This window comes from Streptomyces sp. NPDC017225, from assembly GCF_044331465.1.
Taxonomy (GTDB): Bacteria; Actinomycetota; Actinomycetes; order Streptomycetales; family Streptomycetaceae; genus Streptomyces.
The window spans coordinates 1-12,331 of record NZ_JBIRNE010000006.1 but is presented as its reverse complement, the minus strand read 5'-3'; the positions used below and the strand labels follow the sequence as shown (position 1 = coordinate 12,331).

The window sequence follows — 12,331 nt, the reverse complement described above, 5'->3', positions numbered from 1 at the left end:
CCCACCACTGACAACCGCACTGACCTACGCGAACGCCCTTTCGCCCCGCCCTCATGTCACATCCGGCGTCGCCGCGGTCGTCGTACTGGCGGACAGGCATCACGCCAGGCGGCCCCGACCGAGGGAGAGCACCAGCCATGCATCGCATCACCGTCATCGGCGGCGGCTTCGCCGGACTGACCGCGGCCATCACCGCCGCCGAGGCGGGCGCCAAGGTCACCGTCCACGAGGCGCACCACACCCTCGGCGGACGGGCCCGGACGGCCGAAGACCGCTACCGGACCAACGACGGCCCGCACGCCCTCTACAACGGCGGCCCGCACTGGACGTGGCTGCGACAGCGCGGCCTGATCGGCCCGCTCGCGCCGGTCCCGCCGCTGGAGGGGGCCCGGCTGCGGCTGCGCCACAAGGGCGCGCTGCGCCGCACCCCGCCCCTCGCCATGCTCAAGCTGCTGCGCCGGGGCGTCGGACCGGCGCCGGTCGACACCGACTTCCTGACCTGGGCGACCGGTGTCGCGGGCGAGGAGGGCGCCCGGGCCGCCGCGCACTACTGCGCCGTCGCCCTCTTCCACCACGACCCCGGGTCACTCTCCGCCGCCTTCGTGCGGGAACGCCTGCGCCGGGCCGCCAAGCTGCCGCCCGAGGCGCACTACCCGCGCGGCGGCTGGTCCGGGGTGATCGACCGGATGGCCGCCCTGGCGTGGAACCTCGGGGTCCGGGTGGAGACCCTCTCCCGCGTCGACACGGTCCCGGCCGGCGCCCCCGTCGTCGTCGCCACCTCCCTGGACGCCGCCCGTCGCCTGCTGGGCGAGCCCTCGCTGACCTGGCCGAGCGGGCGCACCACCCTGATCGACCTGGCCGTACGGACCCGGCGCGGTGACGCCTTCGCGATCTCCGACCTGGACGCGCCGGGCTGGATCGAACGGTTCACGGCGCAGGACCGCACCCTGGCTCCGGCCGGCGAGCAGCTGATCCAGGGACAGATCCCGATCGCACCCCACGAGTCGAAGGCCGACGGCACCGCCCGTGCCGAGGAACTGCTCGACCTCGGCTTCCCCGGCTGGCGCGAGCGCCTCACCTGGCGGCGCGAGGCGATCGCGAACGGCCGTACCGGCGCGGTGGACCCGCCCGGCACCACCTGGCGCGACCGGCCCGCCGTCGACCGCGGCGACGGGGTGTATCTCGCCGGTGACCAGGTCGCCGCGCCGGGCCTGCTGTCGGAGGTGTCGTTCAACAGCGCCCTGACGGCGGTGTCGCTGGCACTCGGCCGGCGGGAGCTGGACGTCGAGCACGCGTGAGGCCGCCGGTCGCGTCGCGTCGCCTCCCGCGCAAGACCTCTCGGGGCCTCTCGGGGCCTCGCGGGGCCTCTCGGGGCCTCGCGGGGCCTCTCGGGGCCTCGCGGGACCCTCGGCCGCCGCAACGGGATGCGATACGCCCCGTTTCATGGTCTTCTGACCAGATGAGTGGCACCCGGACAGGTGGGCCGGCCGCGCCCGCGGAGGCCGATCCCCGCCGCTGGTGGGGGTTGGTGGTCATCGCCCTGGCCCAGCTGATGGTCGTCCTCGACGCGACCATCGTGAACATCGCGCTGCCCTCCGCGCAGCGCGACCTGGGCATGTCCGACACCAACCGCCAGTGGGTGATCACCGCCTACACCCTCGCGTTCGGCGGGCTGCTGCTGCTCGGCGGCCGGGTCGCGGACCTGGTGGGACGCAGACGCACCTTCGTCATCGGGCTCATCGGCTTCGCCGCCGTGTCCGCGATCGGCGGCGCCGCCACCACCCCGGCGATGCTCTTCGGCGCCCGCGCCCTCCAGGGCGTCTTCGCCGCCGTCCTCGCGCCGTCCGCGCTCTCCCTGCTGGCGACGGCCTTCACCGATCCGAAGGAGCGCGGGAAGGCCTTCGGCATCTACGGCACGCTGGCCGGCAGCGGCGCCGCCGTCGGTTTCCTCGTCGGCGGTGTGCTCACGGAGTACCTGAACTGGCGCTGGTGCCTGTACGTCAACATCCCCATCGCCGTCGCCGCCGTGATCGGCGCCCTGGTCCTGCTGAAAGACCGTCCCGGTCAGTCCGACGCCCGCCTCGACGTCCCCGGCGTGTTCCTCGGCTGCGGCGGCCTGGTCGCCCTCGTCTACGGCTTCAGCGAGGCGCAGCCACGCGGCTGGACCGACCCGCTGGTGCTGGCGCTGTTCGCCGCGGGCGTCGTACTCCTCGCGGTCTTCGTGTGGTGGCAGGCCCGCGCCGCGAGTCCCCTGCTGCCCCTGCACGTCATCCGCGACCGCAACCGCGCCGGCTGCTTCCTGACGATGATGCTGGCCGTCATCGGCATGTTCGGGATGTTCCTGTTCATGACCTACTACCTCCAGACCATCCTCGGCTACTCCCCCGTACGGACCGGCCTCGCGTTCCTGCCGATGACCGCCTCGATCGTCATCGGCTCCACGCAGATCTCGGCCCGGCTGCTGCGCCACGTGGGCCCGCGCACGCTGATGGTCCCCGGCATGCTCCTCGCCTCCGGCGGCATGGTGATCCTCACCCGGATGACCGTGGACTCGGAATACGCCTCCGAGATCCTGCCCGCGCTGATCCTCATGGGTCTCGGCATGGGCCTGACCTTCATGCCGGTCTTCTCCACCGCCACCGCCGGGGTCGCCCCGCGGGACTCCGGCGTGACCTCGGCGACGGTCAACACCTCGCAGCAGGTGGGCGGCTCGATCGGCACGGCGCTGCTCAACACCATCGCCACCAGCACCAGCGCGTCCTACGTCGCCTCCCACCTCACCGACCCGTCGCAGCGGGCGTCGGTCGTCCGGGAGGGCATCGTCCACGGCTACACGGTCGCCATCTGGCTGGCCGCCGGCGTCATGCTGCTGGCGGCCCTGATCGCGGGCCTGATGGTGACGGCCAAGGCTCCGAAGGACGGCCCTCCGGCCGACCGGCCGGTGCCGGAACCGGTGGCCTGACCGGACCGGGCCACGGCTCCCCGGCCCGATATCCGCGTGACCGCCACGCCGTCCGCCGGTAGCGTCGGCCGACATGATCGAGGTTCCGGACGCGCTCGCCGTCGCGCAGGCGAAGTACAACGGAGAGGCGGGCCGCGCCTTCATCGACGAGCTGCCCGCACTGGCGGCCGGTTTCCTGGACCGCTGGGAACTGCGCCTGGACGGGCCGTCGATGCACGGCTGGGCCGCCCTCGTACTGCCCGTCGTACGCCGAGACGGCACGCCGGCCGCGCTGAAACTCCAGATCCTCGACGCGGAGACCGAGGGCGAGCCCGTCGCGCTGCGGCTGTGGGACGGCGACGGGGCGGTGCGGCTGCTCGACCACGACGCGGCCACCGGCACGATGCTCCTGGAGCGCCTGGACTCGGCCCGCACGCTCGGCCACGTCGAGGACTCCCGCGAGGCCGTCCTCGTCATCGCCCGGCTGCTCGCCCACCTCACCAGGGTTCCCGCACCGCCCGGCGTGCGCGGGCTCGGTGACGCCGCGCGCGGCATGCTGGAGCGGACGCCGCGGGCGCTGGAGCACATCCCTGACCCGGCGGACCGCCGCTTGGTCGCCGACTGCGCCGCCGCCGTGCGCGAGGTCGCGGACGAGCCCGGTGACCGGCTGCTGCACTGGGACCTGCACTACGACAACGTCCTCGGCTCGGACCGGGCCCCGTGGCTCGCCATCGACCCCAAACCGCTGGCCGGCGACCCCGGTTTCGACCTGTTGCCGGCCCTCGACAACCGTTACGACCCGGACGAGACCCGGTGGCGCTTCGACGCCATGACCGACGTCCTCGCACTGGACCGGGAACGGGCCCGCGCCTGGTCCCTCGGCCGCGTCCTGCAGAACTGCCTGTGGAACGTGGAGGACGGCGACCCGCTGGAGGTCGAGCAGCTGGAGATCGGGCGGCTGCTGCGAACGGCGGCGTGAGCTCCGGTCACCGGGCGGCTGCTGGCCGAGACGACGGCCGACCACGGAACCGGCCCCGAAGCCGATCGCATGCCGCGAGCCGCGAGCCGCGAGCCGCGAGCCGCGAGCCGCGAGCCGCGAGCCGCGAGCCGCGAGCCGCGAGGGGGCGTACCACGAAGTCGCGCGCCGCGCCGGGCGTACCGCACCCCCGCCGGCCCTCAGTCCTGAGCGGTGGGCCGCGCGTCCTCGGTCCGGCCCAGGGCCAGCGCGCCGGGCAGCTCGGTCCTGCGGCGTATCCGCAGCTTGCGGTACGTGCTGGTCAGGTGGGTCTCCACGGTGCGCCGGGCCAGGTGCAGCAGGTCGGCTATCTCGGTGTTCGTCCGCCCGCCGGCGGCCAGTTCGGCGATACGGCGCTCACTGCCGGTCAGCGCCCCGGATCCGGTACGGGCCGTCACCGGGCCCCGGGCGCCGCTCTCCCGCAGGGCCTGCCCTGCCAGGGTGAGCAGCCGCACGGCGCCCTTGCCCTCGGCCAGCTCCGCCGCCTCGCGCAGGCAGTCGCGGGCGCGGCCGCGTTCACCGGCGGCGGTGAGCTGACGGCCCTGGCCGATGAGCGCCTCGACCAGCTCCATGCCGGTGTCGGCGGGCGCGTCCCGCAGGGTGCGTACGGCTTCCTCGGCCAGCTCCAGGCCGCGCCGCCCGCCGGTCGCGGTGCCCAGCACGCGCAGGGCGCGGCCCACCGTGCGCGGGGTGTTCCACACCCGGGCCAGCCGCAGCTCCTCCGTCGCCAGGGCGAGTGCCTCCTGGCCGCCGCCCAGGACCAGCCGGCACTCCGCGACCGCGGTCCGCCACGGGGTGACGACCGGGCTGATCACCTCGCGGGCGGACTGGCGCCGTCCGCTCTCCAGGAAGTCCTGGATCGCGCCCGCCGGGTCACCTGCGGCGGCCCGCTGCACGCCCCGCGCGTACAGGAAGCGGTTCAGCTCCCAGGACTCCGGTGCCCGGCGCAGGTCGAAGGCGCCCGCGAGCCGCCCCGCCTCCTCGGTGCGGCCGGTGTGGACCAGGGCCATCAGGGCGTGGGCGTCCCGGTTGGTGGGCCCGGAGCCGGACGGCGCCCTCGTCCCGCCCGCCGCCACGTCGCGGCGGAAGCCGGAGCCGAAACCGAAACCGGGGCCGGGGCCGGTGGCGAGCAGCCGGGCGTGGTCGCCGCGGGCCGCGGCGATGTCGGCGCGGGTGTTGAGGAGCGCGTGCTGCATCGGGTGGAGCAGGGCGGGGTGCTGTCCGGCCAGGCCGCGCTCCACGAGCCGGTCCGCCTCGTCGAGTTCGTCGGCCCACTGGGCGACCGCGGCGGCCGTACCCAGCAGGAAGGGCTCGGCGAGCGGGTCGGTGGGCTGCGCCAGCAGGGCCCGTACGCGGGTCATCGCGTCCTCGGCCGAGATCAGCGCGGCCGTCGCCGCGTACCGCACGAGCAGGGCCTGCCCCGCGGTGCCCACCAGCTCCGGGGAGTGCTCGCCGGTCTCGCACAGCCACCGGTACACCTCCTGCCGGGTCGCCAGGTCCACGTCGGACAGCAGCACGCCGGCGGTCTGCACGGTGCGGGTCAGGCCCGGGTGGCCGGACAGCCGGACCTCCGTGCGGCGCAGCACCTCCATGGCCGTACGGATCTCGCCGCGTCCGGCCAGGGCGGTGCCGAGGGCCACGGCCGTACGCACCCGGTTGCGGGGGTCGGCCGGCAGGTGCTGGGCCTCGGCGAGGCGCGCGATGGCCGCCGGGGTGTCGGCCGACGCGTACTCCAGGGAGCCCAGTTCGGTCAGCAGCCGCTGGCGGAGGTCGTCCGGCAGCGGCTCGTCCAGCGCCCGGCGCAGGTAGCCGACGGCGTCGTCGGGGCGGGCGTCGTGCACGGCGACCGTGACCGCGTCGCGCAGGACGCGCAAGGCCCAGGGCAGGCCGACGACCGGCGTGCGCAGCAGGTGCCGGGCGACCGCCTCGACCCGGTCGCCCCGGCGCAGCATCGCCTCGGCCGCCGCCCGGTGCGCGGCCTCCCGGCGGGGCCGGGGCCAGCCGGTGAGCACGGCGTCGCGCAGCAGCGGGTGCGCGTAGCGGGGGTGGCCTTGGGCGTCGGGGCGCAGCAGACCGAGCCGGGTCATGGCGGCGAGCCATCCGGCGACCCGCGCGGGGTCGGCGCCGGCCGCCTCGGCGAGCAGGTCGACCGGGTCCCCGGCCCCCGCGGGGGCCGTACGGCCCTGGGGCGCGGGCTCCGCGTACGGGTCGTCCTGCCGGGGGGCGCGCCGTGTGTACGGGTCGGGCCACACGTGTTCCGCGTCCTCGCCACGCCGCGTGGGCCGCGTGGCTCTCGTGGTCTGCGCGGACTCGGAGGCTTCGGTGACGCGGAACGTGCCCGCATCGGGGAGTGCGAGGGCATGCCGGAGCTCCCCGCGTCCGCCCGACCGGTCCGCCGGGCCGTCCGCCGGGTCGTGCGCCCGGGCGTCCGAAAGGTCGTCGTCCGTGTCCGTCGGCCACGCCTGTTCCAGTGCCGCGAGGCACCGGGCCACGTCGGCCGTCGCGGGCCCGGCGCTGTTCAGCCACCAGGAGACGGCCGCCGGGTAGGTCCCGGGATACAGCGCGGCACAGGTGTCGGGCAGGGGCGGCGCGTCGTAGGGCACGGGGCCGTCCGGCCGCGGGATGCCCCGCAGGTCGTCGAGCAGGGCGTGCAGCAGCAACGGACTGCCGGCGCCCGCCCGTACGCACTGCGCCGTCCAGCGCGGTCCGGCCGTGGGGAAGGCGTCCCGGACCAGCCCGGCCGCCACCGCGTCGCTGAGCGGGGCGAGGGTGTGCGTGCGGACGAGGGAGGGGGACAGTGCCTGGCTGAGTCCGGCGGGCCGCGGGTCGATGTCGTACTGGCTCCGCTCGGTGGCCACCAGCAGTACCGGTAATCGGTCGACGCGCCGGGCCGCTTCGACCAGCCAGCGCCGCGAGGCGTCGTCGGCCAGGTGGACGTCGTCCACGGCCACCAGCAGCGGCCCCTCGTCGGCGTACGAGCGCAGCAGCCGCCACAGCCGGGCCGCGCTGCCGCGGTCGTCAGCGCCGGGCACCAGGTCGGTGAACTCCGGTACCGGGCCCAGAAGCTGACAGATCGCGGCGAAGGGCACGCCGGTGTCCTCGGGCGAGCAGCGCACGCTCAGTACTCGCAGGCCACGGTCCGCGGCGTGCCGGACGACGGCCTCCAGGACGGCGGTGCGGCCGGTGCCGGTGGCGCCGCGCAGCAGCACGAGACCGCCGGTGCCGGTCCGGGCGCGCTCGGTCTCGGCCGCGAGCAGCGCGTGGGCGCCGTCGCGCTCACGGAGCGGTCCGGTCATCGGTGCCTCCTGTGGTGGATGGTGCTCCCCCGCTCTGTGAGACGTACGAATGCGGACATGGGTGGTGTGAAGTGGCCCACGCGTGGCAACGATGTCCGGTGGGCCGGGCGGTGGCCGCCACGGCGGTTGTGACCGTGGCCGCGGTCGTGGTCGTGGTGACGGTGGTGGTTGTGGCGAGGCTCACGGTGCTGCGCGCCCGGCGTCACGAACTGCCGAACCTGCCCCTCAAACCTCCCTGACCTGCTGAAACGCTCCCACGGCGGCCCGTTCGTGGCGGTCTCCACGCTGGTCTCGTGGTGTTCCTCGTGGTGCTCCACGATTGCGCGGTCCCATCCGTCACAGAAGTGTGGAACACGCTCATCCGCTACTGGCCTGCGCCGGACGGCGGGCTCGTGAACAGGGGGGAAACGGTTGCTCAACTCACCCCGGACCACCACCACATCCACCATCGGCACCAGCACCGGCGCGGCCGTCGGGGTCACCGACCGGCGCGTCCCGGTGGCGGTGTCCGCTCCGGACCCGATCAGCCGCGAGGGCGCGGTCAGCCAGTTGCGCCGGCACCCGGAGATCGACCTGCGCGAGGACTCCGGCCCCGGCACCGTGGCCCTGCTCGTCGAGGACGCCCTCGACGAGGCGGCGCTCACCCGGCTGCGCAGGATCGTGCGCAGCGAGGGCGCGCGCGCCGTGCTCGTGATCGGCACGATCCGTGAGAGCGAACTGCTGGACGTCGTCGAGTGCGGCGTCGGCGCCATCGTCTGGCGGCACGAGGCCACCGCCCACCGGCTGGTGCAGGCGGTGCTGGCCGCCTCCCGCGGCGACGGCGACCTGCCCGCCGACCTGCTCGGCCGGCTCATCTCCCAGGTGGGCACGTTGCACCGGGGCGCGGCGGGCCGTCCCGGCGCCCCCTCGCTGGGGCTCGCGCCACGCGAGGTGGACGTCCTGCGCCTGGTGGCCGAGGGCCTCGACACCGGAGAGATCGCGGGCAAGCTGTCCTACTCCGAACGGACCGTCAAGAACGTCATGCACGGACTCACCACGCGGCTTCACCTGCGCAACCGCGCGCACGCCGTGGCATATGCCCTGCGGGAAGGCTACATCTGACCGAAAGGGCATTCGAGACCGACCCCACGGGGCCGCGAGGGCAAGGGCGCCTGCCCGTCCGCCGTCCCCGGCGCGCGCGCGGGCAGGCCGGCACCCGGGGCACGATCGGTGACACTGGTGACAGGCCGCGGCAGCGGGCGGAACGGCAGTACGGGCAGGGCGGGAGCGCAAGAGTGATCCACGAGGTGGACGAGGTCGTCAAGAGCCTCCTCGGCAGTGGAACGTTGACGGGCTCGGGCATCGACGTGGCCTTCGAAGCGCCCACCCGCGACTGGGCGGCCCGGCGCAACGCCCCCGTGGTCAACGCCTACTTGTACGACATCCGTGAGGATGTGACCCGGCGCCATCGCGGCCAGATCTCGGTGCGTGACGAGCGGGACATCGTGGTGAGGCACCGTCGGCCGCCGCGCTGGTTCCGGCTGTCGTACCTGGTGACAGCCTGGACGAAGACCCCGCAGGACGAACACCGGTTGCTGTCGGCCGTACTGGCGACCCTGCTGCCCCACGAGCTCCTGCCGCCCGGCGAACTCCCCGGTCCCCTCGGAGCGCTGGGCCTGTCGATGCCGCTGTCGGTGGCCGGCAGCCAGTCGGAGTCCCGCTCCCTCGCCGAGATCTGGTCCGCCCTGGGCGGCGAGCTGAAGCCGTCCCTGGACCTGGTGGTGACCGCCCCCTTCCCGGCCTTCCCGGAGTACGACGCCGGGCCCCCGGTCACCGAGGGCGCGATGGTCCGGCTGCGCGGTATGGACGGCGACCCGCCGAAGACGGAAGGGCGCTCCCACCGTCCCCACCAGGTGGCCGCGGTCCGCACGGCCCGCGAAGAAGCGGCGGCCCGCAGGGCCCGCGAGAACGCGGCGGACCGTGCCGCCCCCAAGGACGCGGCCGGCCGCCGTACGGACCGTACGGACCAGCCGTGAACACCCCCTCCGTGCGGACGACGTCGGCCGCCGCCTCCGGTGTCCCCGCGTTCGCCCCGTACGACGGCGATCCCGCACACACGCTGCTCGCCCGCCTCGCCGCCCTGCGGGAGCAGGTGACCGCGCTGGTCGAGCACCGCTCGGCCACCGACCCCACGGCCGACGACCCACTGCGCGGCCTGTACCTGTCCAACGAGGCCGTCCAGCACCTGCTGCGCGCCTGGCCGTCCGGCGACGCGCCCGCGGCCACCACCACTCCCGACGCCGCCACCGCTGCCGATGCCGCCACCGATGCCGATGCCGCCGGTGTCCTCGACGCTCGCGACGCCGCCCCGCCGCACGGGTCCGCCGGCTGGCCGGCCGACCCGGGTGACCGGCTGGCGTGGCTGGCCGGGCGGACGTGGCTGACCGAGCTGGACATCGCGCTCCTGCTCATCTCCCTCGCCCCCGACATCGACCGCACCTTCGAGCCGCTCTACGGCTACCTCAACGACGACGTGAGCCGCCGTCGCGCCACCGTGGGCCTCGCCCTCGACCTGTGCGGGGTGCCCCCGCACCAGGCGGCGGCCCGGGCCCGCCTCCACACCTCCGCGCCGCTGCGCGCCCTCGGCCTGCTGGTGGTCGAGGAGCCCGAGCGCCCCTTCCTCACCCGGTCGTTGCGGGTCCCGGACCGGCTGATCGGCCATCTGCTCGGTGACGACACCCCGGACGCCGCCCTCCTCGACCTGCTGCACCCGATGCCGGATCCGCTGCCCGCGCCCGGCGCCGACGACTTCGTACGCCGCCTCGCCGCCCGTCTGCACGACGGCCCGCTCACCGCCTACCTGCGCGAACCGCGCGAGGGCGACGGTCTGGCCGCTCTCGCCTGTGTCCTGGACGCCGCCGGCATCGACGCGCTGCGCTGCTCCCGGCCCGAGGACCACGTCCCCGAGCTGCTGCGCGAGGCGCGCCTCACCGGCCGGGCCGTCGTGGTGTCGGGCCTGCCCGAGAAGCCGGGCCCGCTGGTGCGAGCGCTGACCGCGGCGACGGACGTGACCGTGCTGCTCACCGACCCGCGACCGTACGACCCGCACTGGTCCCCGACCGACCCGCTGGTCCTGGACGCGCCGGGCCGCCTGGCCGGCGGTGCGGCCGCCTGGCAGGCCGCGCTGGGACCGGACAGCGACGCGTTCGACCTGGCCGACGCCGTCGCCCCCTACCGGCTCGGTGGCGACCGCATCCAGCGGGCCGCGCTCGCCGCCCGCTCCCTCGCCGCCTTCGACGGCACCCCGCTCACCGCCGCCCACGTCCGGCTCGCGGCCCGCCGGCAGTCGGCCTCCGGCCTGGAGAGCCACGCCCGCCGGATCCGGCCCGACGTGGACTGGGGGGACCTGGTCCTGCCCGACAAGCCCCTTGTCCAGCTGCACGAACTCGCCCTGCGCGCCCGCCACCGCGACCGCGTCCTCGGCGACTGGCGGCTCAGCGCGGGCGGCGGACGCGGCCGGGGGGTCCTCGGTCTGTTCGCGGGCGAGTCGGGCACCGGCAAGACCCTGTCGGCGGAGGTCGTCGCGGCCGACCTGGGCCTGGACCTCTACGTGGTCCAGTTGTCGTCGGTCGTGGACAAGTACGTCGGCGAGACCGAGAAGAACCTCGAACGGATCTTCACGGAGGCCGACCGCACCGACGCCGTGCTCCTCTTCGACGAGGCCGACGCCGTCTTCGGCAAGCGCTCCGAGGTCAAGGACTCGCACGACCGGTACGCCAACATGGAGAGCGCCTACCTGCTCCAGCGTCTGGAGTCCTTCGACGGCATCGCCCTGCTCACCACCAACCTGCGGGCCAACATCGACGAGGCGTTCACCCGGCGCCTGGACCTGGTGGTCGACTTCCCGTTCCCGGACGCCGGTCAGCGTCTGGCGCTGTGGCGGCACGGTCTGTCGCACGTGCCGTCCGACGACGGCATCGATCCGGCCCCGCTGGCCCGGGACTTCGAGCTGGCCGGCGGTTCGATCCGCAGCGCGGTGGTCACCGCCGCCTATCTCGCCGCCGGACGCGGGGGGCATGTGACGGCGGACGACCTCCTGGAGGGCGCCCGCCGTGAGTACCGCAAGGCCGGCCGGCTGGTGCCGGGCGAGGCGGTCTGGTAGACGCCCGCCGTCGCTCCCCAGCCGACGAAGCCGCCCTTCGGGCGTCGCCGTGAATGGCGGCCGGCCCCTCGATCACCGGCCCCGTGCGGCGGGGCCGGCGATCGAGGGGCCGGCGATCGAGGGGCCGGTGATCGAACGGCTCAGGCCTGGTTCGACGGGAGGATCTGCCACTCCGCGTCGTCGGAGTTGGCGCAGTCGTAGATCATCATCTTGGCGTCGATGACGCGGACGCTCGATCCGGCGACGTCCAGGCACGCGTTGTTGCTGGCGAAGTTGCGGATCCAGTAGTTGCCGCTCTTCTGCTTGTCGACCCACCAGAGCTGGTTGTCGGCGTTCGTGCCGGTGCAGGTGAACTCGGTGACCGCCGTCCTGATGGGGTTGGCCCCGTACTCGGGCAGGTCCATGCAGAGCTGGTCCTTCACGTTCCGGATCTGGAAGAGCGCCGTCCCGCCGGGTCCGCCCTTCGGGTACTTCACCTCCAGGTTCCAGAGTTGGTTGTCGGCATCGGTGGGATCGCAGACGGACTGCCATACGGGGCCGTTGATCTGCCCCTTCTCGTGCCCCGGGAGCTCGGCGCAGAACTCGGTGGTGGTGTTGCGCAGCAGGACCCTGCTGGCGGGCACGACGTCGGGCTCCGCGGCCGGCTCCTCGGTCTGCTCCGCGCCACCGCCACCGCCGCCACCACCGCCACCACCGCCGCCGTCACCGCCGGCGTCCTTCTTCGGTTCCTCGGTGGTCTGCTGCGGCGCGGGGGGCTGGGCGAGGGCCGGCTCCTCCGCGCTCGGCAGCTTCTCCGCGCCGGCGCTGGCGCTGGGGCTCGGCGCGAGCGCGGTGCCCGTCTGCTCCAGCTGTTCGGTGGCGCTGGTGCGGACCTGCGGCTTGTAGGCGATCCAGATCATCACGAACGCCAGGGTCAGCGCGAGGGCGATACCGAGGAA

Annotated in this window: 8 protein-coding genes; 6 read left to right on the top strand and 2 right to left on the bottom strand. The window is 74.7% G+C overall.

The window, feature by feature from the left end; genetic code table 11:
• Positions 1 to 137: 137 nt before the first annotated feature.
• The 3 genes from ACH4NX_RS15605 (at position 138) to ACH4NX_RS15595 (ending at position 3,920) form a co-directional block, all read left to right on the top strand.
• Positions 138 to 1,298, top strand: a complete 1,161-nt coding sequence (locus tag ACH4NX_RS15605; protein ID WP_398127512.1) for an NAD(P)-binding protein — start codon at positions 138 to 140, stop codon at positions 1,296 to 1,298.
• Between the two features lie 161 nt (positions 1,299 to 1,459).
• Positions 1,460 to 2,962 carry an MFS transporter gene (locus ACH4NX_RS15600; RefSeq protein ID WP_351401258.1) on the top strand — a complete coding sequence of 501 codons (1,503 nt, stop codon included), beginning with the start codon at positions 1,460 to 1,462 and terminating at the stop codon, positions 2,960 to 2,962.
• A gap of 73 nt (positions 2,963 to 3,035) precedes the next feature.
• Positions 3,036 to 3,920: an aminoglycoside phosphotransferase family protein gene (locus tag ACH4NX_RS15595; RefSeq protein WP_351401256.1), complete on the top strand. Its 885-nt coding sequence runs from the start codon at positions 3,036 to 3,038 to the stop codon at positions 3,918 to 3,920.
• A 197-nt stretch (positions 3,921 to 4,117) separates the two neighbouring features.
• Here the strand turns inward: ACH4NX_RS15595 and ACH4NX_RS15590 are convergent, their stop codons facing one another.
• Positions 4,118 to 7,252 (bottom strand): AAA family ATPase, encoded by a 3,135-nt coding sequence (locus ACH4NX_RS15590; protein WP_398127511.1) that lies wholly within the window; start codon positions 7,250 to 7,252, stop codon positions 4,118 to 4,120.
• Positions 7,253 to 7,663: 411 nt separating this feature from the next.
• Between ACH4NX_RS15590 and ACH4NX_RS15585 the strand changes: the two genes are divergently transcribed.
• The 3 genes from ACH4NX_RS15585 to ACH4NX_RS15575 all read left to right on the top strand — a co-directional run bounded on the left by ACH4NX_RS15585 (position 7,664) and on the right by ACH4NX_RS15575 (position 11,393).
• Positions 7,664 to 8,353, top strand: coding sequence for a LuxR C-terminal-related transcriptional regulator (locus ACH4NX_RS15585; protein ID WP_398127510.1), 690 nt, complete (start codon positions 7,664 to 7,666; stop codon positions 8,351 to 8,353).
• A gap of 173 nt (positions 8,354 to 8,526) precedes the next feature.
• The gene (locus ACH4NX_RS15580; protein ID WP_351401252.1) at positions 8,527 to 9,267 is read left to right on the top strand and encodes a DUF4255 domain-containing protein; all 741 of its coding nucleotides are present in this window, start codon (positions 8,527 to 8,529) and stop codon (positions 9,265 to 9,267) included.
• 11 nt (positions 9,268 to 9,278) lie between these two features.
• Complete coding sequence (locus ACH4NX_RS15575) at positions 9,279 to 11,393, top strand: ATP-binding protein (RefSeq protein WP_398127667.1); 2,115 nt, start codon at positions 9,279 to 9,281, stop codon at positions 11,391 to 11,393.
• A gap of 140 nt (positions 11,394 to 11,533) precedes the next feature.
• Here ACH4NX_RS15575 and ACH4NX_RS15570 read toward each other — a convergent pair.
• Positions 11,534 to 12,331 (bottom strand): RICIN domain-containing protein (locus tag ACH4NX_RS15570; protein WP_398127509.1); only part of this gene is annotated, 798 nt, incomplete at its 5' end.